At 73.4% G+C, this 22,922-nt stretch carries 23 protein-coding genes and 2 pseudogenes; 13 read left to right on the top strand and 12 right to left on the bottom strand.

The genetic code is table 11. From position 1 onward, the window contains the following. Nucleotides 1-91 precede the first annotated feature (91 nt). Nucleotides 92-2,605: a DEAD/DEAH box helicase gene (locus ACF07S_RS10795; protein WP_391964188.1), complete on the top strand. Its 2,514-nt coding sequence runs from the start codon at nt 92-94 to the stop codon at nt 2,603-2,605. Between the two features lie 19 nt (nt 2,606-2,624). Further along, on the top strand, nt 2,625-3,491 hold the full coding sequence (locus tag ACF07S_RS10790) for an acyl-CoA thioesterase (RefSeq protein WP_391964189.1): 867 nt from the start codon (nt 2,625-2,627) through the stop codon (nt 3,489-3,491). Here the strand turns inward: ACF07S_RS10790 and ACF07S_RS10785 are convergent. Both ACF07S_RS10785 and ACF07S_RS10780 read right to left on the bottom strand, forming a co-directional pair. After that, on the bottom strand, nt 3,464-3,649 hold the full coding sequence (locus ACF07S_RS10785; RefSeq protein ID WP_391974017.1) for a hypothetical protein: 186 nt from the start codon (nt 3,647-3,649) through the stop codon (nt 3,464-3,466). The two genes, ACF07S_RS10790 and ACF07S_RS10785, sit on opposite strands and share 28 nt — an antisense overlap. Before the next feature lie 126 nt (nt 3,650-3,775). Continuing rightward, nucleotides 3,776-4,183 carry a roadblock/LC7 domain-containing protein gene (locus ACF07S_RS10780; RefSeq protein WP_391964191.1) on the bottom strand — a complete coding sequence of 136 codons (408 nt, stop codon included), beginning with the start codon at nt 4,181-4,183 and terminating at the stop codon, nt 3,776-3,778. Nucleotides 4,184-4,431: 248 nt separating this feature from the next. Between ACF07S_RS10780 and ACF07S_RS10775 the strand changes: the two genes are divergently transcribed. Together ACF07S_RS10775 and ACF07S_RS10770 are read left to right on the top strand one after the other, a co-directional pair. Further along, the gene (locus tag ACF07S_RS10775; protein ID WP_391974016.1) at nt 4,432-5,031 is read left to right on the top strand and encodes a class I SAM-dependent methyltransferase; all 600 of its coding nucleotides are present in this window, start codon (nt 4,432-4,434) and stop codon (nt 5,029-5,031) included. A 106-nt stretch (nt 5,032-5,137) separates the two neighbouring features. Then, nucleotides 5,138-5,995, top strand: coding sequence for a hypothetical protein (locus ACF07S_RS10770; RefSeq protein WP_391974015.1), 858 nt, complete (start codon nt 5,138-5,140; stop codon nt 5,993-5,995). Nucleotides 5,996-6,194: 199 nt separating this feature from the next. Here ACF07S_RS10770 and ACF07S_RS10765 read toward each other — a convergent pair whose 3' ends face one another. After that, the gene (locus tag ACF07S_RS10765) at nt 6,195-6,377 is read right to left on the bottom strand and encodes a hypothetical protein (RefSeq protein ID WP_391964194.1); all 183 of its coding nucleotides are present in this window, start codon (nt 6,375-6,377) and stop codon (nt 6,195-6,197) included. 274 nt (nt 6,378-6,651) lie between these two features. Between ACF07S_RS10765 and ACF07S_RS10760 the strand changes: the two are divergent. Then, nucleotides 6,652-6,862 (top strand): annotated as a pseudogene (locus ACF07S_RS10760) (hypothetical protein); the annotation flags it as partial. 156 nt (nt 6,863-7,018) lie between these two features. Here the strand turns inward: ACF07S_RS10760 and xylA are convergent. After that, complete coding sequence (gene xylA / locus ACF07S_RS10755) at nt 7,019-8,185, bottom strand: xylose isomerase (protein ID WP_391964195.1); 1,167 nt, start codon at nt 8,183-8,185, stop codon at nt 7,019-7,021. A gap of 114 nt (nt 8,186-8,299) precedes the next feature. Here xylA and xylB point away from each other — a divergent pair, with 114 nt between their 5' ends. The 3 genes from xylB to ACF07S_RS10740 all read left to right on the top strand — a co-directional run bounded on the left by xylB (nt 8,300) and on the right by ACF07S_RS10740 (nt 11,603). Further along, nucleotides 8,300-9,745: a xylulokinase gene (gene xylB / locus ACF07S_RS10750; RefSeq protein WP_391974014.1), complete on the top strand. Its 1,446-nt coding sequence runs from the start codon at nt 8,300-8,302 to the stop codon at nt 9,743-9,745. A 100-nt stretch (nt 9,746-9,845) separates the two neighbouring features. Next, the gene (locus tag ACF07S_RS10745) at nt 9,846-11,054 is read left to right on the top strand and encodes an ROK family protein (protein ID WP_391964197.1); all 1,209 of its coding nucleotides are present in this window, start codon (nt 9,846-9,848) and stop codon (nt 11,052-11,054) included. Nucleotides 11,055-11,207: 153 nt separating this feature from the next. Next, entirely contained in the window at nt 11,208-11,603 is a 396-nt protein-coding gene (locus ACF07S_RS10740) for a luciferase family protein (protein WP_391974013.1), read from the top strand. Nucleotides 11,604-11,624: 21 nt separating this feature from the next. On the opposite strand, the gene ACF07S_RS10735 is transcribed toward ACF07S_RS10740, so the two are convergent. The 6 genes from ACF07S_RS10735 to ACF07S_RS10710 form a co-directional block, all read right to left on the bottom strand. Further along, nucleotides 11,625-11,819 (bottom strand): hypothetical protein, encoded by a 195-nt coding sequence (locus ACF07S_RS10735; RefSeq protein ID WP_391964199.1) that lies wholly within the window; start codon nt 11,817-11,819, stop codon nt 11,625-11,627. A 102-nt stretch (nt 11,820-11,921) separates the two neighbouring features. Beyond that, the gene (locus ACF07S_RS10730; protein ID WP_391964200.1) at nt 11,922-12,785 is read right to left on the bottom strand and encodes a phosphatidylinositol-specific phospholipase C/glycerophosphodiester phosphodiesterase family protein; all 864 of its coding nucleotides are present in this window, start codon (nt 12,783-12,785) and stop codon (nt 11,922-11,924) included. Between the two features lie 220 nt (nt 12,786-13,005). Next, nucleotides 13,006-14,082, bottom strand: a complete 1,077-nt coding sequence (locus ACF07S_RS10725; protein ID WP_391974012.1) for an acyl-CoA dehydrogenase family protein — start codon at nt 14,080-14,082, stop codon at nt 13,006-13,008. Further along, on the bottom strand, nt 14,079-15,260 hold the full coding sequence (locus ACF07S_RS10720; protein ID WP_391964202.1) for an acyl-CoA dehydrogenase family protein: 1,182 nt from the start codon (nt 15,258-15,260) through the stop codon (nt 14,079-14,081). The genes ACF07S_RS10725 and ACF07S_RS10720 overlap by 4 nt, the downstream gene beginning before the upstream one ends. After that, a complete protein-coding gene (locus ACF07S_RS10715; protein WP_391964203.1) occupies nt 15,257-16,234 on the bottom strand; it encodes an NADPH:quinone oxidoreductase family protein in 978 nt (325 codons plus the stop codon). The genes ACF07S_RS10720 and ACF07S_RS10715 overlap by 4 nt, the downstream gene beginning before the upstream one ends. Nucleotides 16,235-16,417: 183 nt before the next feature. Then, the gene (locus ACF07S_RS10710; protein ID WP_391964204.1) at nt 16,418-16,990 is read right to left on the bottom strand and encodes a helix-turn-helix domain-containing protein; all 573 of its coding nucleotides are present in this window, start codon (nt 16,988-16,990) and stop codon (nt 16,418-16,420) included. Between the two features lie 77 nt (nt 16,991-17,067). Here ACF07S_RS10710 and ACF07S_RS10705 point away from each other — a divergent pair, with 77 nt between their 5' ends. The 5 genes from ACF07S_RS10705 to ACF07S_RS10685 all read left to right on the top strand — a co-directional run bounded on the left by ACF07S_RS10705 (nt 17,068) and on the right by ACF07S_RS10685 (nt 21,829). Next, on the top strand, nt 17,068-18,054 hold the full coding sequence (locus tag ACF07S_RS10705) for an NAD(P)/FAD-dependent oxidoreductase (RefSeq protein WP_391964205.1): 987 nt from the start codon (nt 17,068-17,070) through the stop codon (nt 18,052-18,054). A 50-nt stretch (nt 18,055-18,104) separates the two neighbouring features. Further along, the gene (locus ACF07S_RS10700; RefSeq protein WP_391964206.1) at nt 18,105-19,643 is read left to right on the top strand and encodes an ATP-dependent DNA ligase; all 1,539 of its coding nucleotides are present in this window, start codon (nt 18,105-18,107) and stop codon (nt 19,641-19,643) included. Then, entirely contained in the window at nt 19,640-20,104 is a 465-nt protein-coding gene (locus tag ACF07S_RS10695) for an NUDIX domain-containing protein (RefSeq protein ID WP_391964207.1), read from the top strand. The genes ACF07S_RS10700 and ACF07S_RS10695 overlap by 4 nt, the downstream gene beginning before the upstream one ends. A 77-nt stretch (nt 20,105-20,181) precedes the next feature. Beyond that, a complete protein-coding gene (locus ACF07S_RS10690) occupies nt 20,182-21,567 on the top strand; it encodes an NADP-dependent succinic semialdehyde dehydrogenase (protein WP_391964208.1) in 1,386 nt (461 codons plus the stop codon). Nucleotides 21,568-21,592: 25 nt separating this feature from the next. After that, on the top strand, nt 21,593-21,829 hold the full coding sequence (locus tag ACF07S_RS10685) for a DUF6213 family protein (protein ID WP_391964209.1): 237 nt from the start codon (nt 21,593-21,595) through the stop codon (nt 21,827-21,829). A gap of 61 nt (nt 21,830-21,890) precedes the next feature. Here the strand turns inward: ACF07S_RS10685 and ACF07S_RS10680 are convergent, their stop codons facing one another. Together ACF07S_RS10680 and ACF07S_RS10675 are read right to left on the bottom strand one after the other, a co-directional pair. Next, a complete protein-coding gene (locus ACF07S_RS10680; protein WP_391964341.1) occupies nt 21,891-22,553 on the bottom strand; it encodes a transcriptional regulator in 663 nt (220 codons plus the stop codon). Nucleotides 22,554-22,655: 102 nt separating this feature from the next. Continuing rightward, nucleotides 22,656-22,751, bottom strand: a pseudogene (locus tag ACF07S_RS10675) (acyl-CoA dehydrogenase family protein); the annotation flags it as partial. Between the last annotated feature and the right edge of the window lie 171 nt (nt 22,752-22,922).

Genomic DNA, 22,922 nt, shown 5'->3' with positions numbered 1-22,922 from the left:
AACACCGCGCCGGCGACACAGCGTAGCGTTCGCGATCTTCGCGCCGGCAGCCGATTCCCGCATCGGACGGGTGGGCAGGCAAGATGGGGACGTGACCCTCATCGATCAGCTGCCGCCGACCGCCGACCCCGACGCCCTGTACGAAGCCTTCGAGTCGTGGGCCCGGGAACGCGGTCTCACCCTCTATCCCCATCAGGAGGAGGCGCTGATCGAGGTGGTCTCCGGGGCGAACGTGATCGTCTCGACGCCCACCGGATCCGGCAAGAGCATGATCGCGGCGGGTGCCCACTTCGCCGCCCTGGCGCGGGACGAGGTCACTTTCTACACGGCGCCGATCAAGGCACTGGTGTCCGAGAAGTTCTTCGAGCTGTGCAAGGTCTTCGGCACGGAGAACGTCGGCATGCTCACCGGTGACGCGTCCGTCAACGCGGACGCCCCGGTCATCTGCTGCACCGCCGAGGTACTGGCGTCGATCGCGCTGCGCGACGGCAAGGACGCCGACGTGGGCCAGGTCGTGATGGACGAGTTCCACTTCTACGCCGAGGGGGACCGCGGCTGGGCCTGGCAGATTCCGCTGCTGGAGCTGCCGCAGGCGCAGTTCGTCCTGATGTCGGCGACGCTGGGCGACGTCTCCTTCTTCGAGAAGGACCTCGCCCGCCGCACCGGCCGGCCCACCTCCGTGGTCCGCTCGGCGACCCGGCCCGTTCCGCTGTCCTACGAGTACCGGTACACACCGCTCACCGAGACGCTCACCGATCTCCTGGGGGCCCGCCAGGCTCCCGTCTACATCGTGCACTTCACGCAGGCGCAGGCGGTGGAGCGGGCGCAGGCGCTGATGAGCATCAACATGTGCACCCGCGAGGAGAAGGACCGGATCGCCGAACTGATCGGCAGCTTCCGCTTCACCACCAAGTTCGGCAGCAACCTCTCCCGCTACGTCCGGCACGGCATCGGCGTGCATCACGCCGGGATGCTGCCCAAGTACCGGCGGCTGGTGGAGAAACTCGCGCAGGCGGGTCTGCTGAAGGTCATCTGCGGCACGGACACTCTCGGTGTGGGCGTCAACGTTCCCATCCGCACGGTGCTGTTCACCGCCCTGACCAAGTACGACGGCAGCCGCGTACGCACCCTGCGGGCCCGCGAGTTCCACCAGATCGCGGGCCGCGCCGGCCGCGCCGGTTTCGACACCGAGGGCTTCGTGGTGGCCCAGGCCCCCGAGCACGTGATCGAGAACGAGAAGGCCCTGGCGAAGGCCGGCGACGACCCGAAGAAGCGCCGTAAGGTCGTGCGCAAGAAGGCACCCGAGGGTTTCGTCGGCTGGACCGAGCAGACCTTCGACAAGCTCATCACCTCCGAGCCGGAGCCGCTGACCTCCCGCTTCCGGGTCACGCACACGATGCTGCTGTCGGTGATCGCCCGGCCCGGCAACGCCTTCGAGGCGATGCGGCGGCTGCTGGAGGACAACCACGAGCCGCGCAAGCAGCAGCTTCGGCACATCCGGCGGGCGATCGCCATCTACCGTTCGCTGCTGGACGGCGGCATCGTCGAGAAGCTCGACCGGCCGGACGCCGAGGGCCGCATCGTCCGCCTCACCGTGGACCTCCAGCAGGACTTCGCGCTGAACCAGCCGCTGTCCACGTTCGCGCTGGCCGCGTTCGAACTGCTGGAGCCCGAGTCGCCGTCGTACGCGCTGGACATGGTGTCCGTGGTGGAGTCCACCCTGGACGATCCGCGCCAGATCCTCGCCGCCCAGCAGAACAAGGCGCGCGGCGAGGCGGTCGCCGCGATGAAGGCCGACGGGGTGGAGTACGAGGAGCGCATGGAGCGCCTGCAGGACGTCACCCACCCCAAGCCGCTGGAGGAGCTGCTCTTCCACGCGTACGACACCTACCGCAAGAGCCACCCCTGGGTCGGGGACCATCCGCTGTCGCCGAAGTCCGTGGTGCGGGACATGTACGAGCGGGCGATGTCCTTCACGGAGCTGGTGTCCCACTACGAGCTGGCCCGCACCGAGGGCATCGTGCTGCGTTACCTCGCCGGCGCCTACAAGGCGCTGGAGCACACGATCCCCGACGACCTGAAGTCGGAGGATCTGGAGGATCTGATCGCCTGGCTCGGCGAGATCGTGCGCCAGGTCGACTCAAGTCTGCTGGACGAGTGGGAGCAGCTGGCCAATCCGGAGGAGATGACCGCCGAGGAGGCGCAGGAGAAGGCGGACCAGGTCAAGCCGGTCACCGCCAACGCGCGCGCCTTCCGCGTGCTGGTCCGCAACGCCATGTTCCGCCGGGTGGAGCTCGCCGCCCTCGACCAGGTGGGGGGGCTGGGCGAGCTGGACGGCGAGGCGGGCTGGGACGCCGGGGCCTGGGGCGAGGCGATGGACAAGTACTGGGACGAGTACGAGGAACTCGGGACCGGACCCGACGCCCGCGGACCGAAGCTGCTGCTCATCGAGGAGGAGCCGGGCAACGCTCTGTGGCGGGTCCGGCAGATCTTCGACGACCCGAACGGCGACCACGACTGGGGGATCAGCGCCGAGGTCGACCTCACCGCCTCCGACGCGGAGGGCCGTGCGGTCATCCGTGTCACCGATGTCGGCCAGCTGTGAGCACAGGAGAACCCCACCCATGACGAACCCGGCCGAAAGCCTCGTCGCCCTGCTCGACCTGGAGCAGATCGAGGTCAACATCTTCCGTGGCCGCAGCCCGCAGGAGTCCCTCCAGCGGGTCTTCGGCGGCCAGGTGGCGGGCCAGGCGCTGGTCGCCGCCGGCCGCACCACCGAGGGCGACCGCCCCGTGCACTCGCTGCACGCGTACTTCCTGCGCCCGGGCAGGCCCGGGGTGCCGATCGTGTACCAGGTCGAACGGGTGCGGGACGGCCGGTCGTTCACCACCCGCCGGGTCACCGCGGTGCAGCAGGGCCGCACGATCTTCAACCTCACCGCCTCCTTCCACCAGCCCGAACAGGGAAGTTTCGAGCACCAGCTGCCGCCGGCCCGCGAGGTCCCGGACCCGGAGTCGCTGCCGACGGTCGCGGACGAGATCCGTGAGCACCTGGGCGCGCTGCCGGAGCAGTTGGAGCGGATGGCGCGCCGCCAGCCCTTCGACATCCGCTATGTGGACCGGCTGCGCTGGAATGCCGAGGAGGTGGAGGGCGCCGAGCCGCGCAGCGCGGTGTGGATGCGCGCGGTCGGTCCGCTCGGCGACGATCCCCTCGTCCACACCTGCGCCCTGACCTACGCCAGTGACATGACCCTCCTGGACGCCGTGCGCATCCCGGTGGAGCCGCTGTGGGGTCCGCGCGGCTTCGACATGGCGTCGCTGGACCACGCCATGTGGTTCCACCGTCCGTTCCGGGCCGACGAGTGGTTCCTCTACGACCAGGAGTCGCCGATCGCCACGGGCGGTCGGGGTCTGGCCCGCGGGCGGATCTACGACCTGGAGGGCAGGATGCTGGTGTCCGTGGTTCAGGAGGGGTTGTTCCGGGCGCTGTAGGTCACCGGTTTCCGCCGCGCCACCGGGCGAGCGGGGCACGGGCCGCCCCGCGGGCCGGTGGAACGGCCCGCCGCGACCCGGGTGCCGTGACCTGCCGTGACGCTCTCGGCGGTGACGCCGGCGGTGGCCTCGTCGGTGATGGTGCGCTGTCCGGACATGCTCGCTCCCCCGCGGAGTGTGGTGTGGACGGCCGGCGCCGGGTGCGCCCGCGGAAAAACCGTAGTCTCTTCGCCGCACTCCGCGACAGGCCTGTGGAAAACTCCACGGGCAGGTGAGAACCCAGGTCAGAGGTCTGTTTCGGGTTCCGGTCGGCGGGCGTCCACGTCCAGATGTTCACCGACCCGGTTGACCAGGAGCGTCATCTCGTAGGCGATCCGGCCGATGTCGGCCTCTGCTCCGCTGAGCACGCACAGGCAGCTGCCCGCTCCCGCCGCGGTGACGAAGAGCACCGCGTCGTCGAACTCGATCATCGTCTGGCGCACTCCGCCCGCACCGAAGTGCCGTCCCGACCCCTTGGCGAGGCTGTGCAGTCCGGACGACACGGCGGCGAGGTGTTCGGCGTCCTCCCGGCGCAGACCCGTGCTCGCGCCCGTGACCAGCCCGTCGTTGGACAGGACCAGCGCATGGCGCACGTGCTCGACGCGTTGGGTCAGGTCGTCCAGCAGCCAGTCCAGTCCCTGGTTGTGCCCCATCCGTACATCTCCCCCTGGTCTTCCCCGTGGTCTTCCCCGTGTGCCGTCCCCTCCTGGCGGGAGGGCCCGCGAGCCAGCCTTCCCCACGACCGGGCGCCGGACAAGGAGGATGAAAGCCAAGCAGCGGAAGTTGACCGGGGAGGAGTGGCGCAAGTGACACCCCCGCGGTCACGGGCCGGGCACGGCCACGCGGTGGGCCCGGACGCGCGCGGCGGCGTCGCCCGTCCCGGTGGGGGATCATGCGGGGCATGAGCGACGACCCCACACACGTCCAGGAGTTCTTCACCGCGCGTGCCGCCGGCTGGGACCGCCGCTTCCCCGACGACGGCCCGGCCTACGCGGCGGCGGTCGCCGCCCTCGGGCTGCGCGAGGGGAACCGGGTGCTCGACGCGGGCTGCGGGACCGGGCGGGCCCTGCCGCCGCTGCGGGCGGCCGTGGGGCCCTCGGGCGTGGTCGTCGGCGCGGATCTGACCCCGGCCATGCTGCGGGAGGCGGCACGGGCCGGACGGGACCGCGACGGGTCGCTGCTGCTCACCGATGTCGCCGCGCTGCCGTTGCGCTCGGCCTCGCTGGACGCCGTCTTCGCGGCGGGCCTGATCGCCCATCTGCCCGACCCGGCCGGCAGCCTCCGGGAGATCGCGCGGGTGGTGCGGCCCGGTGGCGTGCTCGCGCTGTTCCATCCGATCGGCCGGGCGGCGCTCGCCGCCCGGCAGGGCCGCGCGATCACGCCGGACGACCTCCGCGCGGAGCCGAACCTGCGTGCGCTGCTGTCCGGTTCGGGGTGGCGCATGACGTCGTACGTCGACGAGGACACCCGGTTCCTGGCGCTGGCGGTGCACGAGGACTGAACCGGTCCGGGAACCCGCAGCTCCGGGCCCGGCCGCGGGGTCGTGACAAGCGGCTCGGGGTCGGCATAGGGTGCGCGCCGACGGGCGAACCGATGGGGAGGCTGGGATGGCCGGGACGGACGAGGAAGCCGTCGCCGCCGCGGACGACGCGCTCTACGTGCTCACGGCGGTGCTGCTGACGCCGGCGAAGTTCCCGAGCGTGCTGGGCGACGACTACCCGGAGGCGTGCGCGGCGCTCGGCCTCCCGCCCGCCGCCGACGGGTACGGCCTGGTGCTCGGCCAGGACGGCGAGGGCGCCCGGTGGACCGTCGTCGTCGACGACGTCTCGCTGGTCGCCGTCGCGATCGCGTCCTGGGACTGCGGCCTGGAGCACGATCTGTCGCCGGACGAGCGGACGGTCGTCGCCGCGCTGCCCGGCTGGCCCCTGGCGGTCGCCGTCGCGGCGCCGGACGTCCCCGCGCCGCACGATCCCGGTCCCGATGCCGCGGACGTGCCCCCGCTGACGCCGCCGGACGCCGGCGCCTGGGGACCGGCCCAGCGCCGTCTGGGGGCCGACGAGGTCGCGCTGCAGTGGGCGGTCTGGCGGGAGCAGGTCGACGACGCTTTCCCGGCACCGGCCGGCTCCACGCGAGCGGCCGGTGCCGGGGACGCCACGGAGGATGACGGCGGGACGCGGGAGGGCGGGGCACCGGCCGGTCACAGCGGGATCCGGCGCGTGCTGGCGGAGGCGCGCGCCTATGTCGACTCGCCGCCGCCGCTCGGCCGGGTCCGCTCGTGGTTCGCGCCGGGCGGCGCGCGCACCCTGCGTGCCGACGGTCCCGGCTGGTCGCTGGTGGCCAGGACGGACGACATCGCGTTCGTGCTGCTCGACGACGAGCCCGGTGAAGTCCTGCCGGTGGGCCGGGGACCCGAGCTGCCGGGCCTCCTCCAGGCGCTCGACCAGATGGCCGTACGGCCGCTCTGAGCACGCGCGGCCGCGGCCAGGGGCAGAGGTGAGGGACCCGAGCGTGTGCTGAGACCCCGTGTGCGGACTGCACGGCGCCCTGGCGGCGCGGGTGGGGCGCGGAGTCGCGCCGCCGGCGCACCGGACGATCGGCAGCCCGCGGACGGCGACGTGGTCGACTCCCGCGCGCCGGACACGGATGAGGCTGCGCGGCAGCGCCTCAGCGGCCCAGCTCCTTGCGCGAGACGCGGCGCAGCCTGCGCCGCTGCGCGGGGTCCAGGGTGAGGTACGCGGCGGCCGGGACTCCCAGGACTATCAGTAGCGCGGCCCACCAGGGCAGCCAGATGAGCAGGACGAGTCCGGCCGCCACACCCCCCGCGGCGATCTTGGCGTTCTTCGACATGCGTGTCGCCTCCTTCGCGGCCACTGCCGCTCTCTGTCCTGAGAACGGGCCCGCGCCGCCGGCTGTTCCGGACCGCACCCCTGAGACACCCCTGAGATGTGCCCCCGACGTCCACGGGAGAGCCCTTCGGGGCCGAGGGGAGCCCGCCGGGGAGGAGGGCCCGTGACGCGCCTCCATGGTGACCCGGATCACGGCGTCGGCACACCCGGCCGACGCCGTCCGTGCTGTGCGTTCGGCGACTCCGCCTCCACCGGTCACGTTCGAGGACCCGGTCGTCGCCGCGGGTCACGACGCGGGCGTACGGCTGTCGCCGCGGATCGAGGCGCGCGGACCGACGGACAACGGCGGACGGCGTTCACGCCGGCGCGGACGTGTCGTTCCGGGCCGTGCTCCAGATGCACGGCGTGGGCGATCCCGCCCTCGCCGCGGACGCCGCCGAGGTGTGGGCCGGGCCCGGGACGCGGCCTTCGGCTCGCCGCGGACCGCACCGCGGCCGGCGGGGGGCGCCGCAGCACAGGGCTCGGGGGCCGCCCCGGCGAGGGACCCGGTCGGCGCGCCCCGCGTGACGCGCGGCACACGGCGCGCGGGGCGCGGTCGCACCGGCGGTTCCGCCGGACGACCGCGCCCCGCGCGTCCGGGGTTCAGCCCCGGGCGCCCAGCAGGTGGTCCATCGCCAGCTGGTCGAGGTGCTCGAAGGCCATGCCCCGCGCGGCGGCCGCGTCGACGTCGAAGTCCTCGAAGGCGGACCGGTCCTCGAGCAGGGCCTGGAGACCGTCGGCCGCCGTGGGCCGGGCCAGCTGGTCCAGACGGGCCGCGCGCAGCGCCTCCTGCACCTCCGGGTCGGCGCGGAAGGCGGCCGCGCGGTCCTTGAGGATCAGGTAGTTGCGCATGCAGCCGGCCGCCGAGGCCCACACGCCGTCGAGGTCCTCGGTCCGCGGCGGCTTGAAGTCGAAGTGCCGCGGGCCGCTGTAGCCGGCCGACTCCAGCAGGTCCACCAGCCAGAACGCGGCACGCAGATCACCCGCGCCGAAGCGGAGGTCCTGGTCGTACTTGATGCCGTTCTGGCCGTTGAGGTCGATGTGGAACAGCTTGCCCGCCCACAGCGCCTGCGCGATGCCGTGCGGGAAGTTCAGCCCGGCCATCTGCTCGTGGCCGACCTCGGGGTTGACGCCGTACAGCTCCGGGCGCTCCAGGCGCTCGATGAACGCCAGGGCGTGTCCGACGGTCGGCAGGAGGATGTCGCCGCGCGGCTCGTTCGGCTTGGGCTCGATGGCGAAGCGGATGTCGTAGCCCTGGGCGGTGACGTACTCGCCGAGCAGGTCGAAGGCCTCCTTCATGCGGTCGAGGGCGTCCCGCACGTCCTTGGCGCCGCCGGACTCGGCACCCTCACGGCCACCCCAGGCCACGTAGGTCTCCGCACCGAGCTCGACCGCGAGGTCGATGTTGCGGATGGTCTTGCGCAGCGCGTAGCGGCGCACGTCGCGGTCGTTGGCGGTGAAGGCGCCGTCCTTGAACACCGGGTGGGTGAACAGGTTGGTGGTCGCCATCGGCACCTTCATGCCGGTGTCGTCCAGCGCCTGCCGGAAGCGCTTGACGTGCTCCTCGCGCTCGCTGTCGCTCGAGCCGAAGGGGATGAGGTCGTCGTCGTGGAAGGTGACGCCGTGGGCGCCCAGCTCGGCCAGGCGCCGCACCGACTCGGCCGGGGCGAGGGCACGCCGGGTGGCGTCGCCGAAGGGATCCCGTCCCTGCCAGCCGACGGTCCACAGTCCGAAGGTGAACCTGTCCTCGGGGGTGGGCTGGTAGTTCATGCCGCGGCTCCTTGCTCACTGGGGCTATTTCGTCATGGCGCTTTACAAATTAGTATGCAGGAACAATCCAGGGAAGAGTCACACCCCGCGAAGTCGCGGAAGAGGGAGAAACCGATGCCGGCAGCCGAGGGTCCGCTGGTCGTAGGCGTGGACACGTCCACGCAGTCCACCAAGGCTCTGGTGGTCGACGTGGCCACCGGCCGGGTCGTCGCGAGCGGCCAGGCGCCGCACACGGTGACCTCGGGGGCCGGCCGGGAGAGCGATCCGCGCCAGTGGTGGGACGCCCTGCTGGAGGCGCTGCGCCAGTGCGGCGAGCCGGCGCACGAGGCCGCCGCCGTGTCGATCGGCGGACAGCAGCACGGCCTGGTCACGCTGGACGGGCACGGCGAGCCGGTCCGGCCGGCGCTGCTGTGGAACGACGTGCGCTCGGCACCCCAGACCCGCCGGCTGATCGGGGAACTGGGCGGTGCCGGGGCCTGGGCCGAGCGCACCGGAAGCGTGCCCGCCGCCTCCTTCACGGTCACCAAGTGGGCCTGGCTGGCGGAGCACGAGCCGGAGGCGGTCCGCGCCACCAGGGCCGTCCGCCTCCCCCACGACTACCTCACCGAGCGGCTCACCGGGCAGGGCACCACCGACCGCGGCGACGCCTCCGGCACCGGGTGGTGGGCGTCCGGGACGGAGGCGTACGACGAGGAGACCCTCGCGCACGTGGGGCTCGACCCGGCACTGCTGCCCCGCGTGGTGCGGCCCGGTGAGGTGGCCGGGACCGTGCGCGACAGCCACGACCTGCCGTTCTCCAAGGGCACCCTGGTGGCGTGCGGCACCGGCGACAACGCCGCCGCCGCGCTCGGCCTCGGGGTGCACCCCGGCACGCCGGTGATGAGCCTCGGCACCTCGGGCACCGTGTACGCGGTGTCGCGGCGCAGGCCGGCCGACCCGACCGGCACGGTCGCGGGGTTCGCCGACGCGCGCGGCGACTGGCTGCCGCTGGCCTGCACCCTCAACTGCACGCTCGCCGTGGACCGGGTGGCGACCCTGCTGGGCCTGGACCGCGAGGCCGTCGAACCCGGCCGCGGCATCACGCTGCTGCCCTTCCTGGACGGCGAGCGCACCCCGAACCTGCCCCACTCCTCCGGTCTGCTGCACGGGTTGCGCCACGACACCACCGGTGGCCAGCTGCTCCAGGCCGCCTACGACGGAGCCGTGTACTCGCTGCTGGCCGCGCTCGACCTCGTCGTCGACGCGGACGCCGACCCCTCGGCGCCCCTGCTGCTGATCGGCGGCGGCTCCCGGGGAACCGCCTGGCAGCAGACCGTACGGCGGCTGTCGGGGCGGCCCGTGCAGGTGCCCGAGGCCAGGGAGCTGGTCGCGCTCGGCGCGGCGGCACAGGCGGCCGGGCTGCTCACCGGCGAGGACCCGGCGGCGGTCGCCCGGCGCTGGGAGACGGCGGCGGGTCCCGTGCTGGACGCGGTGGAGCGGGACGAGGAGACGCTGGCCAGGCTGGCCGGGGTACTCTCCGACGCGGCCCCGCTGCTGGAGCGCGGAACGGACGCCGGCTGACGGCGCCCGCCGGCGCGGTACCGGCCGGCGGGACACGGGCCGGCGGTGGCGGCGACCGACAGCACGCGACACCGGCAGAGACCGAGGAATCGACGGAGGAATGAGCGCACCGCCGCACAAGGCCCGCCCGGCCGGTCCGGGGCGCGCGCTGCCCGACACCCAGCAGGGCATGCGACGCCGCAACCTCTCGCGGGTCATGCACGCCGTCAGTGCCGGGGGCCCGCTGTCGCGGGCCGCCGTGGCCTCACGCATCGGCCTGACCCGCGCGGCGGTGTCCACGCTGGTCGACGAGCTGATCCGCTCGGGACTGCTGGAGGAACTGGGACCCGAGCGGCCCGGACGCGTGGGCCGTCCCGGGTCCGCGCTCGCCGTCAGCGGGCGCGGCCCCGCGGGGATCGGCGCCGAGGTCGGCGTGGACCACCTCGCGGTCTGCGCGGTCGACCTGCGCGGACGGGTCAGGGCGCGGGCGGTGCGTCACGTCCCCAACCGGGACCGCTCCCCCGAGCCGGTGCTCGGGGAACTCACCGGGCTGATAGACCGGGTGGTCGCCGGGGCGGAAGGTGAGGGCCTGTGGCCGGCCGGGCTCGCCGTGGCCGTACCGGGTCTGGTGGCGCGCGACGCCCGGACCGTCGTACGCGCCCCGAACCTCGGCTGGCACGACACGGACCTCGGCGACCTGCTGCCGGCCCGGTTCCCGCTCACCGTGGCCAACGAGGCCAACTTCGGTGCCCTGGCCGAACTGTGGCTCGGCGAGGGCACCCCGCGCGACTTCCTCCACGTGTCGGCCGAGATCGGCATCGGCGCGGCGGTCGTCGTGGACGGGCGGCTGCTGCACGGGAACCGGGGCTTCGCGGGCGAGCTGGGCCATGTGCCGGTGCGACCCGACGGGCCGGCGTGCCCGTGCGGCGGACGGGGCTGCCTGGAGCAGTACGCCGGTGAGGAGGCGGTGCTGCGCGCGGCCGGACTGGAGCCGGGCGAGGACCGGGTCGGCCTCCTCGCGGGCCGCGCCGAACAGGGCGACGGGGACGTACGGCGCGCCCTGCACGACGCGGGCACCGCACTCGGGATCGCCCTGACCGGGGCGGTGAATCTGCTGGACCCCGAGGGCGTGGTGCTGGGCGGAGCCCTCTCCGGACTCGCGCCCTGGCTGCTGCCCTCACTGCGCTCCGAACTGGCCCGCCGGACCGCCGGACCGGCCTGTCCCGTCTCCGTGTCGGCACTGGGGCCCGAGGGCCCGCTGCTGGGCGCGGCGCACTCGGTGGTGCGGGGGGTGCTGGACGACCCGGCGGCCGTGGCCGAACGGGTCTGACCGGCACCGGGGACACACCCGGCCGCGGGCCCGGCCGGAAGGGCGTGGGCGGTCCCGGCACCGCCGCACCGGCGGCTCCCGCGCGACCTCACCGCTTGATTACGAATCGTCCAACTCCTGGTGTCGGCGCGGTGAGCAGGCGACGATGAGGGCATGACACCGGCACAGCGAGCCATGGAGCGACTGCTCACCTGGCCCGATCTCACGGCCTGTCCGGCCGGTTGCGGTACGGGGCAGGCACTCCGTACCGCCCGTGACGAGATCGTCCACTTCCACTCCGCGCGGGACGTTGACCTCCACCTCACCCGTCGCGCGATCCAGCGTTTCCACTACGACCTGGGCGGGTCGAGCGCGATCCAACTGGTCCCCGGCTCCTGCTGGGTGACGGTGCACCTGGACTGCGCCACCGACGTGGACCTGCTGCTGAGCCTGGTGAGCGTGGCCCTGAAGGCACACCAGAACCGGCCCCCGTGCGGCGCGCCGGCACCGGCCGGGTGCAACTTCCACCGCGTCACCGTGCTGCCGCGCGCCGCGATGAGCGACCGCTGAACCGCGGTCGCCGACGTGGCCTCACGGCCGCAGACCGCCGACGATCTCGGCGGTCGCCGTGAAGCCGCTGTGGATCGTGGGCGCGATGCTCGTGCTGGACAGGTAGAACCCCAGCAGCAGACAGACCAGCGCGTGGGAGATCTTCAGTCCGCCGTTGCGCAGGAAGATCACCGCCAGGACCCCGAGCAGCAGCACCACAGAGATGGAAACGGCCATCGTCAACCTCCTCCGCCACATCCGTTTCGCGGCGTTCGGCCGCAAGTGTGGCGTAGCGGAGGGTCCGTCCGGGCGGCTGACCTGTCCGCCGAACGTGTGGTGTCACGCCCCCCGGTGGGCGTCGAGGAAGGACTCCAGTCCCGCGAGGTCGTCGGTGTTGAGGTGGTCGACACCGGCCGCGACCAGTTCGCCCCAGAGGGCGTCGCGGGCGGGTCCCGGCTGGTCCGGGGTGGCCCAGAACCGTATCCGCTGCCCGCGCGCGTGCGCGGTGCCCACGATGTCGCGCAGTTTCCGGCGCTCGGCGTCGGGGAAGGCGCCGACGCCCCGCCAGGTGAAGTTGAGCGTCCAGTTGTCGCTGATCAGCGGGACGAAGGAGGCCGGTGCGGGCGTGCCGAGGTCGGCGAGCCGGCCGTCGTAGAAGGCGCGGCGCACCCGCTGGGCCTCCATGGGGACACGGGCGGCGCGGTCGCCCGAGACGACGACGGTGACGGGTCCGGGCAGCACCCCGCCGTGCGCGTAGGTGGTGAACAGGTGCCCGTAGCGGCGCAGATGCCGGTCGAGTTCCAGGTAGGTGGACGCGCCCTCGGTCTTGATGTCGACCAGGAGCTGGAGCGGTCCGCGGTGCCCGCGGTGGACGGAGCCGTGGTGGGCGCGGACCCGGGCGGCGAGCGGGTCGAGGTACAGGGACTCGAGGGTGCGGGACGGGTCGAGGTCCTCGGGGTCGTGGGCGACGAGGAGTTGGCCGCCGACCAGGAAGATGTCCGCCTCGACGCTGCCGAAGCGGTGGTCGAGGGCGTCGAGGAGGGGACGCGGGTGCTCGTAGTCGTTGTGGGCGTGGGCGCGCCACAACGGGCGCGGGTGGTGCTTCCGTTCGCCGGCCAGTGCCTGGGTCGCGGGCAGGGCGACCGAGCCGGCGAGCGCGGCGCCGAGGGTGGTGAGGGCTCTGCGACGGGTGGTGAGGGCCATGCTCTGCCTCCCTGGAGGTGCCGGGCGGGCCCATGGGGGCGCCGCCCGGCCGGGTCGATGCGAGACTGGGAGAGAGTATGAGGTCCCCGTGTGGCCAAGAGGCAGTGGCGTGGTGGGAGTTGGCCGATCCGCCGTCGGGCGTTCACTTCCCCGGGGCGGGGCGCACGGAAAAGCCCGCCCCTGGAGGGACGGGCTTCCCCGGCTGTTCGGCCAGGTTGCGTCAGGGTGACCGAAGGTCCACCAGGTCCGCCAGCGCGGCGCGGTGGGCGCCCGCCGTGCCGTAGGCGATCGAGTCGGCCTTGGCGCGCTTGAGGTACAGGTGCACCGGGTGTTCCCAGGTCATGCCGATACCGCCGTGCAGTTGCAGGGCCTCCTCGGCGGCGCGGACCGCGACGGGAGCGGCGTAGGCCTGGGCGACGGTGACCGTGACGTCGGCGTCGTCGTCCGTCGCGAGCGCGTCGGCGGCGGCCCGCGCCGCCGCGCGGAGGCCGGTGACCTCGAGCCACAGCTGGGCGAGCCGGTGCTTGAGCGCCTGGAAGCCGCCGACGGGCCGGTTGAACTGCTTGCGCTCCTTCAGGTACCGGACGGTCTCCGTCAGGGACCAGTCGGCCACGCCGAGCTGCTCGGAGGCGAGGAGTCCGGCACCCGCCCGCAGGGCGCGGCGCACGGCCGGCCCGGCGTCGCCCAGCCGGTGTCCCGGGGCGCCGTCGAGGAGGACGCGGGCGAGGGGGCGGGTGAGGTCCAGGGACGTCTGCGGGACCACGGTGACGGCGTCGGCCGCCACGGCGTACAGCCCGCCGTCGTCCGCCGGCACGAGCAGGACGTCGGCGACCGCGGCGTCCGCGATGCCGGTCAGTTCCCCGTGCAGCGCGCCGCTCTCCAGCCGTACGGTGGTGAACCCGGCGCCGGGGGCGGTGTGCAGCCCGACGGCGAGGGCGCCGATCCTGCGCCCGGACGCCAGCCCGGCGAGCTGTTCGCCGGCGTCCTCGCAGGCCAGCAGCGCCTCGGTGGCGACCACCGCGCTCGTCAGGTACGGCACGGGGGCGACGGCGCGTCCCAGCTCCTCCAGGACGACGCCGGCTTCGCGGTGGGTCGCGCCGTGACCTCCCAGCCCCTCGGGGACCAGCAGTCCGGCCAGGCCCATGCCGCCGGCGAGCGCCTTCCACAGGGCCAGGTCGTGCGGGGCGTCCGACCCGGTGCGGGCGATCACCCCGGCCGCGTCGCAGTGGTCGGTGAGGAGGTCCCGGACGGCGGCGCGCAGCGCCTCCTCCTCCCGCGAGTACAGCAGGTCGGTCATCGGGAGAGGTCCTTCCAGGCGACGTCCTTGTCGGTGCGCGGCTCGGCCGGCAGGCCCAGGACGCGCTCGGCGACGATGTTCAGCAGCACCTCGCTGGTCCCGCCCTCGATGCTGTTGCCCTTGGAGCGGAGATAGCGGTAGCCGGCGTCGCGCCCGGTGAAGTCGACGAGTTCGGGGCGGCGCATCGTCCAGTCGTCGTACAACAGGCCCTCTTCGCCGCGGAGTTCCACTTCCAGGCCGCTGATCTCCTGGTTGAGGCGGGCGAAGGCGAGCTTCATGCCGGCGCCCTCGGGGCCGGGCTGTCCGGCGACGAGCTGCTGGCGCAGGCGTTCGCCGGTGAGCCGGGCAACCTCGGCCTCGACCCAGAGCCTCAGCAGCCGCTGGTGCAGGTCGTGGGTGCGCAGTCCGGGGCGTTCGCGCCAGGTCCTGGAGACCGGGCCGATCATGCCGCCCTCGCGGGGCAGCCGCATGCCGCCGATGGCGACGCGCTCGTTGTCGAGCGTGGTCCGGGCGACCCGCCAGCCGTCCCCGGTCCCGCCGAGGCGGTGGGCGTCGGGGATGCGGACACCGGTGAGGAAGACCTCGTTGAACTCGGCCTCGCCGGTGATCTGACGCAGGGGCCGCACCTCGACACCGGGATCGGTCATGTCGCAGACGAAGTAGGTGATGCCCCGGTGCTTGGGCACGTCCGGGTCGGTGCGGGCGATGAGGATGGCCCAGCGGGCGAGGTGCGCGCTGGAGGTCCACACCTTCTGCCCGTTGACCACCCAGTGGTCGCCCTCGCGTACGGCGCGCGTGCCCAGCGCTGCCAGGTCGGAGCCGGCGCCCGGCTCGCTGAACAGCTGGCACCAGACCTCCTCACCGGTCCACAGGGGCCGCAGGAAGCGCTTCTTCTGCTCCTCGGTGCCGTACTGCAGGATGGTCGGCGCGGCCATGCCCAGGCCGATGCCGATGCGCCGCGGGTCGTTGTCGGGGGCACCGGCGGCCTCCAACTCGGTGTCCACGACGGCCTGGAGGGAGCGCGGCGCGTCCAGCCCGCCGAGCCCTTCCGGGAAGTGCACCCAGGCCAGACCGGCGTCGAAGCGGGCGCGCAGGAAGTCCGGGCGGCCGGTCCTGGCGGGCGGGTGCGCGGCCAGCAACTCCCGCGTCCGGCGGCGCAGTTCGGCGGCGTCGGTCATGCGGCGGCTCCGTTCCCCAGGGCGGGCAGCACGGCGACGCGCCCGGTGGTGGCCCCGTCGGCGACCCGCTGGACGGCGGCCGCGGCACCGTCCAGCGGCACGCGCTCGCTCACCAGCGGCTTGACCGCACCCCGGGCCGCGAGTTCGGTGAGCCGCTCGTGGCAGTGCCGGACCAGCTCGGGGTTCCTGGTGTTGTACAGGCCCCAGTGCAGTCCGAGGATCGAGTAGTTCTTCACCAGGGCGTGGTTCAGGGCCGGGCTGGGGATCGAACCGCTGGCGAAGCCGACGACGACGATCCGGCCCTCGAAGGCGACGGCCTTGGCGGACTGGGCGTAGGCCTGGCCGCCGACGGGGTCGTAGATCACGTCGGCGCCCCGGCCGCCGGTGGCGTCCTTGACGGCGGCGACGACGTCCTGCTCGCGCCTGTCGATCACCAGGTCGCAGCCCAGTTCGCGGGCGACGGCCGCCTTCCCGGCGCCGCCGACGACTCCGATGACCGTGGCCCCGGCCGCCTTGCCGAGCTGTACGGCCGCGCTGCCGACCCCTCCTGCGGCGGCGTGCACGAGCAGGGTCTCACCGGCTTCCAGGCCGGCCCGGCGGTGCAGGCCGAACCAGCCGGTCTGGTAGCCGACGTGCAGGGCGGCGGCCTCGGCGTCGTCCAGCGCGTCCGGGGCGGGCAGCAGCGCAGCGGCGTCGGCGACGGCGTACTCGGCGAAACCGCCGTGCGGCAGCGCGGGGTTGGCGATGACACGGCGCCCGTCCTCGGTCTCGCCGCAGATCTCCACGCCCGGTGTGAACGGCAGCGGCGGCCTGACCTGGTACTGGCCCCGGCACATCAGCGCGTCCGGGAAGTTGATGTTGGCGGCGCGCACCTTCAGCAGGACCTGTCCCTCACCGGGCGTCGGCCGTTCCACCTCCGCGCGGCGCATCACCTCGCCCGGCTCGCCGGGCTCGTGCACTTGCCATGCCTGCATGCGGGGCCTCCACGGGACTGTGAACGTCGTGTTCGCCTGACCGGATCCACCGCATACTAAGCGGTCGCTTGCCCATCAGGGAACCGTCTCGCCCCTCACCGCCCGCCGACCGTCCCCGTCACACCCGCCGGTCACCCCCGTCACGCGCACTGGTCACCCCGTCACACCCGCCGGTCCCCCCCCTCACGGCCGCTTGGGCCGCGCCCGTACGTGCATCCGCTCCCCCTGCGGGCCGAACAGGCTGAGGAACTCCACGGGCCCCTCCCCCGTCGACCCGAACCAGTGCGGCACCCGGGTGTCGAACTCGGCCGCCTCCCCCGCCGCCAGCACCACGTCGTGGTCGCCCAGCACCAGCCGCAGCTTCCCGGCCAGCACGTACAGCCACTCGTAGCCCTCGTGGACGCGCGGTTCCGGCTCCAGCTTCCGCATCGGCTCGAGCACCTTGTACGCCTGGAGTCCGCCGGGCTGCCGGGTGAGCGGCCAGTGGGTGCGGCCGTAGCGCCGGATCGGCTCGGCACGCACGCGCGGATCACCGACCGGCGGCGCGCCGACCAGTTCGTCCAGCGCCACCTGGTGGGCCTGCGCGATCGGCAGCAGCAGCTCCAGGCTGGGTCTGCGCAGCCCGGACTCCAGCCTCGAGAGGGTGCTGACGGAGATGCCGGTCGCCTCCGACAGCGCCGAGAGGGTCACCTCCCGCTCCTTCCTGATCCGCCGCAGCCGGGGGCCCACTTCCGCGAGAACGTCGTCGGTCGTCATACCGGTATTGCAGAACCGGCAAAGTTGTTTGTCAATACGGCAGTGCCCGGGTGACCGTCGTCGTGGAGGTGGTCACGATGAGCGAGACACACACGAACGAGCCGCACACGAACGACACGTACGGGAACGACAGCCACGACGGCAGGTACGACGTGGTCGTCGTCGGAGGCGGCGCGGCGGGGCTCTCCGCCGCGCTGGTGCTGGGCCGGGCCCGGCTCCGCACGCTGGTCGTCGACGCGGGCGAGCCGCGCAACGCGCCCTCGTCCCACATGCAGGGCTATCTGTCCCGGGACGGGATGCCGCCGGCCGAGTTCCTGGCACTCGGACGGGAGGAGATCGCCCGCTACGGCGTCGAGCTGGTCCGGGACCGGGTCGCCGACGTCGCCCGGGACGGCGACTTCACCGTCGTCCTGGACGCGGGAGGGACCGTGCGCGCCCGGCGGCTGATCGTCGCCACCGGGCTGGAGGACGAGCTGCCCGAGGTCCCGGGGGTCGCCGAGCGGTTCGGGAGGGACGTGCTGCACTGCCCCTTCTGCCACGGCTGGGAGGTGCGCGACGAGCCCTTCGGCGTGCTCGCGTCGAGTGCGATGAGCGTGCACCAGGCGCTGATGGTGTCCCAGTGGTCGAAGGACGTCACCCTCTTCCTGCACCGGGTCGCCGAGGAGGAGCTGTCCGACCAGGACCTGCGGCGGCTGGCCGCCGCAGGGGTCGGCGTGGTGCCCGGGGAGGTCGCGGGCCTGGTCGTCGAGGACGACCGGCTCACCGGGGTGCGGCTGGCCGACGGCAGCGCGCACGCCCGCTCCGTGGTCTTCGTCGCGCCGCGCCCGGTGCCGCGGACGGGGCTGCTGGAGCGGCTGGGCGCCGCGCTGGAGGAGACTCCGTTCGGCGCCTACCCGGTCGTCGACCGGACGGGTCTGACCTCGGTGCCCGGCGTCTGGGCCGCGGGCAACGCGATCGGTTTCGCCGAGCAGGTCGTGCACGCCGCGAGCGGCGGCTACCGCGCGGCGTCCGCGATCGTCGGAGACCTGCTGATGAGCGACCTGGACGCCGCGGTGGCCGGATGACCGCGGCCGGCCGGGGTGTGCGGCGCCCTCCTCCGTAGCACGATGGCCCCATGCTGCTGTCCCGGCTGGCCCAGGTGTCCCAGGAGGTCGCCGCCACTTCGGCGCGGTCCCGGAAGATCGCGCTGCTCGCCGAGCTGTTCCGGGAGGCGGAGGCGGACGACGTGCCGATCGTCATCCCCTGTCTGGCGGGCCGGCTGCCGCAGGGACGGCTCGGCGTGGGCTGGAAGGTGCTGAGCCGTCCGGTCGCCCCCGCCGCCGAGCCGTCCCTGACCGTGCGCGAGGCCGACGCGCGGCTCACCGCGCTCGGCAAGGTGTCCGGTCCGGGATCCCGGGCCGAGCGGGCCCGGCTGGTCGGCGAGCTGTTGGGCGCGTCCACCGAGGACGAGCAGCGGTTCCTCTTCGGGCTGCTCACCGGCGAGGTCCGGCAGGGCGCCCTGGACGCGGTCGCGGTGGAGGGGCTGGCCCGGGCCACGGGGGCGCCGCCGGCCGACGTGCGGCGGGCGGTGATGCTGGCCGGCTCCCTGCAGACGGTGGCCGAGGCGCTGCTGGCGGACGGCCCCGGAGCGCTGGAGCGGTTCCGGCTCACGGTCGGCCGCCCGGTGCTGCCGATGCTGGCGCACAGCGCCTCATCGGTCGCCGAGGCGGTCGAGAAGCTGGGGACCTGCGCGGTCGAGGAGAAGCTCGACGGCATCCGCGTCCAGGTGCACCGCGACGGCGACACGGTACGCGTGCACACCCGCACTCTGGACGACATCACCGACCGGCTGCCGGAAGTGACCGCGGCGGCCAGGGAGTTGCGGGGCGAGCGGTTCATCCTGGACGGGGAGGTCGTCTCCTTCGACGGCGACGGCCGCCCCCGCTCCTTCCAGGAGACCGCCGGGCGGGTCGGCTCGCGGGTGGACGTGGCGACGGCCGCCCGGGAGGTCCCCGTCTCGCCCGTCTTCTTCGACGCGCTCTCCGTGGACGGCCGCGACCTGCTGGACCTGCCGTTCACCGAGCGGCACGTCGCGCTGGCCCGGCTGGTCCCGGAGCCCATGCGGGTGCGGCGCGCCCTGGTGTCGGGTCCCGGGGACCTGGCCGCGGCGGAGGACTTCCTCGCCGGGACGCTGCGGCGCGGCCACGAGGGCGTCGTGGTCAAGGGCCTGGACGCCCCCTACAGCGCCGGCCGGCGCGGCGCCTCCTGGCTGAAGGTCAAGCCGGTCCACACGCTCGACCTGGTGGTGCTGGCCGCCGAATGGGGGCACGGCCGCCGCGCCGGAAGGCTCTCCAACCTGCACCTGGGCGCCCGCACCGCCGACGGCGGTTTCGCCATGCTCGGCAAGACCTTCAAGGGCATGACCGACGCGGTGCTGGCCTGGCAGACGGAGAGGCTGCGGGAGCTGGCGGTCGACGAGAGCGGATACGTCGTCACCGTGCGCCCCGAACTCGTCGTGGAGATCGCCTACGACGGCCTCCAGCGCTCCACCCGCTACCCGGCCGGCGTCACCCTGCGCTTCGCCCGCCTGATCCGCTACCGCGAGGACAAACGGCCCGAGGAGGCGGACACGGTGGAGACGCTGCTCGCCGCGCACCCCGAGGTGCGGCCGTGACGGGCGCCCGGAGTGCCGGGCTGCTGGTGTTCCGACACACCGGACAAGGGCTGGAGGTGTTGCTCGGTCATATGGGCGGCCCGTTCTTCGCACGGCGGGAGAGCGGCGCCTGGACGGTGCCGAAGGGTGAGTACGGCCCCGGCGAACCGGCCTGGGAGGCGGCGCGCCGGGAGTTCCGGGAGGAACTGGGGCTGCCGCCGCCGGACGGGGAGGCGGTGCCGCTCGGGGAGGTCCGTCAGTCGGGCGGGAAGACCGTCACGGCCTGGGCGGTCGAGTCCGACCTCGACCCGGCGACGGTCGTTCCCGGCACGTTCGAGATGGAGTGGCCGCCGCGGTCGGGACGGATCCGGGAGTTCCCGGAGCTCGACCGGGTGGCGTGGTTCACCCTGGACCGGGCCCGGCAGGTGATCGTCACGGCGCAAGCCGCGTTTCTCGACCGCCTGGCGGAGCACTCGGCCTGAGGAGACCTCCCGCGTTGCGCCGCCCATCGCCCCGCGGGAGGGTCGAGAGGCACAGCCCGTCCTCAGGGAGGTCAGCGATGCGCATCGCAACGGTCAATCCGGCGAACGGCGAGACGGTCAAGACGTACCACCCCATGGGCGAGGACGAGGTCGAACGCCGGCTCCAGCTCGCGCAGGCCACCTTCCGCACGTACCGGACCACGTCCTTCGGCGAGCGGGCCGGCCTGCTGCACCGGGCCGCCGAGATCCTCGACGAGGACCAGGACACCATCGGCCGGGTGATCACCACGGAGATGGGCAAGCCGGTCCGGCAGGCCCGCGCGGAGGCGGCCAAGTGCGCCAAGGCGATGCACTGGTACGCCGACCACGCGGCGGAACTCCTCGCCGACGAGGAGCCCGACGCCTCCGACGTGAAGGACTCCGGCGCCTCCCGGGTGCTGGTGCGCTACCGGCCGCTGGGTCCGGTGCTCGCCGTGATGCCGTGGAACTTCCCGCTGTGGCAGGTGGTGCGGTTCGCGGCGCCCGCGCTGATGGCGGGCAACGTGGGCCTGCTCAAGCACGCCTCGAACGTGCCGCAGACCGCCCTGTACCTGGAGGACCTGTTCCACCGCGCGGGCTTCACCGAGGGCTGCTTCCAGACCCTGCTGATCGGTTCCGCCGCGGTCGACGACGTCCTGCGGGACGAGCGGGTGAAGGCGGCGACCCTCACCGGGAGCGAGCCCGCGGGCCGCGCGGTCGCCTCCACCGCCGGGGAGATGATCAAGAAGACGGTGCTGGAGCTGGGCGGCAGCGACCCCTACGTGGTCATGCCGTCCGCCGACCTGGACCGGGCCGCCGAGGTGGCGGTGACCGCGCGGACGCAGAACACGGGGCAGTCCTGCATCGCCGCCAAGCGGTTCATCGTGCACACGGACGTCTACGACGCCTTCGCCGAGCGTTTCACGGCGGGCATGAAGGCGCTCAGGGTCGGCGACCCGATGGACGAGGAGACGGACGTCGGCCCGCTCTCCAGCGAACGGGGCCGCAGCGACCTGGAGGAACTGGTCGACGACGCGGTGCGGGCCGGCGCCACGGTGCTGTGCGGCGGCGAGCGCCCCGAGGGACCCGGCTGGTTCTACCCGCCGACCGTCCTGGCCGGGATCGGCCGGGAGATGCGCATCCACCGGGAGGAGGCCTTCGGTCCGGTCGCCACCCTGTACCGCGCGGCGGACCTGGACGAGGCGGTGCTGATCGCCAACGACACCTCCTTCGGGCTCAGTTCCAACGTGTGGACCCGCGACGAGGCCGAAACCGACCGGTTCGTCCGGGACCTGGAGGCGGGCAGCGTCTACGTGAACGGGATGACGGCGTCCCATCCGGCGTTCCCGTTCGGCGGGGTCAAGCGGTCCGGGTACGGGCGTGAGCTGTCCGGGCACGGAATCCGCGAGTTCTGCAACATCACCACGGTTTGGCAGGGTGTGTGATGCTCGCGCGGATACGATCCCGACTGTGAACCGCGAAGTGACTCTGCCTCTGATCGTCGACGACCGCGGGACCCTGCAAGTGGCCGCCGCCGATGTCAGCAAGCTGCTCCGAACCGTGGGCGGGCGGTGGGTCCGGCTCGTCGAGGCCGGGGAGGGCGGACTCGACGAGGACACGGTTGCCGCGTTGACGATCGAGTTGGCGAAGCTCGCCGATCGCATCGACGTCGCGTGTATCGCCCACAGCAGCGGGACCGCGCCCTAGGAGTCCCCGTCGGATGCCGGGCGCGGGTCGCTCGCGGCTGATCGCGCGGTCCCCCGCGCCCCTAGGGTGTTTCCCTCAGCATGGTCCAGAACATCGCCTCGTACATCTGCAGCGTGCGGCCGTACTGGTGTGCGCGCTTCCTGTTCAGGCGATCCTCGTCCAGGGCCTTCTGCACCGCCTCGGTGGCCGTGCGGTCCAAGGCCGGCGCCGGTTCGGCGAAGAAGTCGAAGAAGGCGCAGGCCTCGTCCGTGAAGCCGTAGCGGGTGCGCAGGGCCCCGGCGATCGTCGCGCAGTAGCCGCCCCAGGCGGAGAAGTTGGCGGTCAGGGCCAGGACGACGTCCGCCGGCTCGGCGTTGAGGGCCAGCCAGGCGACGTACGCGGGGTAGGCCTGACAGCCCGGCAGGGGGTCGTAGGCGTCCGCCCGGGCCTCGTCCACGCCGCACGCGGCCGCGAAGGCCTTCAGGTGCTCCGCCGCCAGTGCCTCGCCCTCGGCCAGGGCGGTGAAGTAGGCGGCTGCGTCCGGTTCGGCCGTGGCCCGCTGCGCCAGGTGCAGGAAGGCGCGGCGGTCCGCCGGGATCACCCAGCGCTGCTCCAGGGCGAGCGCGGCCAGGGTGGCCCGGTCCGCCTCGCCGCGGGCGATCAGCGGGACCAGCGGATTGGAATGCGGGTCGGGGGCGAGTTCCCTGGTGGTCGTCTCCATCAGGTCCCGGGCGGTGTGTGTCATCGCGTCCTCCGTCGCGTCGGTCACACACGAGCGTTCCCCGGGAGCGGGGCGCGGACAACCCGGCGGTGCCGTCCGCACCGCCGGGTCGTCCGGGTGGCCGCGTCAGCGGATGGGCATGCCCGACAGGGTGCGGGCGATCACCAGGCGCTGGATCTCGCTCGTGCCCTCGAAGATGGTGTAGATCGCGGCGTCCCGGTTTCCTACCTGGGGGCGGGGGACGGTTCCCCTGGTTGTTGCGCAGATGGGAGGGCGTTTCTCTGGGTTCCTTCAGCGTTCCCCCGGGTTCCTCCTACATGATCGTCTCCCAGTTCATCTCCCAAATCTCCCGGGCGGCGTGCTCCCCCAGCCTGGAGGCTGGGGGAGCACTCG

Source organism: Streptomyces sp. NPDC016640, from assembly GCF_043076215.1.
GTDB lineage: Bacteria > Actinomycetota > Actinomycetes > Streptomycetales > Streptomycetaceae > Streptomyces.
The sequence above is the reverse complement of the archived record's forward strand: the minus strand, read 5'-3'. Positions and strand labels throughout refer to the sequence as shown.

Coding starts and splice junctions, on each gene's coding strand:
- ACF07S_RS10705 (WP_391964205.1), top strand. CDS start 17,068: ATGAGCGAGACACACACGAACGAGCCGCACACGAACGACACGTACGGG.
- ACF07S_RS10740 (WP_391974013.1), top strand. CDS start 11,208: ATGACACCGGCACAGCGAGCCATGGAGCGACTGCTCACCTGGCCCGAT.
- ACF07S_RS10680 (WP_391964341.1), bottom strand. CDS start 22,553: ATGACACACACCGCCCGGGACCTGATGGAGACGACCACCAGGGAACTC.
- ACF07S_RS10720 (WP_391964202.1), bottom strand. CDS start 15,260: ATGACCGACGCCGCCGAACTGCGCCGCCGGACGCGGGAGTTGCTGGCC.
- xylA (WP_391964195.1), bottom strand. CDS start 8,185: ATGAACTACCAGCCCACCCCCGAGGACAGGTTCACCTTCGGACTGTGG.
- ACF07S_RS10710 (WP_391964204.1), bottom strand. CDS start 16,990: ATGACGACCGACGACGTTCTCGCGGAAGTGGGCCCCCGGCTGCGGCGG.
- ACF07S_RS10700 (WP_391964206.1), top strand. CDS start 18,105: ATGCTGCTGTCCCGGCTGGCCCAGGTGTCCCAGGAGGTCGCCGCCACT.
- xylB (WP_391974014.1), top strand. CDS start 8,300: ATGCCGGCAGCCGAGGGTCCGCTGGTCGTAGGCGTGGACACGTCCACG.
- ACF07S_RS10790 (WP_391964189.1), top strand. CDS start 2,625: ATGACGAACCCGGCCGAAAGCCTCGTCGCCCTGCTCGACCTGGAGCAG.
- ACF07S_RS10745 (WP_391964197.1), top strand. CDS start 9,846: ATGAGCGCACCGCCGCACAAGGCCCGCCCGGCCGGTCCGGGGCGCGCG.
- ACF07S_RS10725 (WP_391974012.1), bottom strand. CDS start 14,082: ATGACCGACCTGCTGTACTCGCGGGAGGAGGAGGCGCTGCGCGCCGCC.
- ACF07S_RS10775 (WP_391974016.1), top strand. CDS start 4,432: ATGAGCGACGACCCCACACACGTCCAGGAGTTCTTCACCGCGCGTGCC.
- ACF07S_RS10785 (WP_391974017.1), bottom strand. CDS start 3,649: ATGTCCGGACAGCGCACCATCACCGACGAGGCCACCGCCGGCGTCACC.
- ACF07S_RS10765 (WP_391964194.1), bottom strand. CDS start 6,377: ATGTCGAAGAACGCCAAGATCGCCGCGGGGGGTGTGGCGGCCGGACTC.
- ACF07S_RS10780 (WP_391964191.1), bottom strand. CDS start 4,183: ATGGGGCACAACCAGGGACTGGACTGGCTGCTGGACGACCTGACCCAA.
- ACF07S_RS10690 (WP_391964208.1), top strand. CDS start 20,182: ATGCGCATCGCAACGGTCAATCCGGCGAACGGCGAGACGGTCAAGACG.
- ACF07S_RS10735 (WP_391964199.1), bottom strand. CDS start 11,819: ATGGCCGTTTCCATCTCTGTGGTGCTGCTGCTCGGGGTCCTGGCGGTG.
- ACF07S_RS10730 (WP_391964200.1), bottom strand. CDS start 12,785: ATGGCCCTCACCACCCGTCGCAGAGCCCTCACCACCCTCGGCGCCGCG.
- ACF07S_RS10770 (WP_391974015.1), top strand. CDS start 5,138: ATGGCCGGGACGGACGAGGAAGCCGTCGCCGCCGCGGACGACGCGCTC.
- ACF07S_RS10715 (WP_391964203.1), bottom strand. CDS start 16,234: ATGCAGGCATGGCAAGTGCACGAGCCCGGCGAGCCGGGCGAGGTGATG.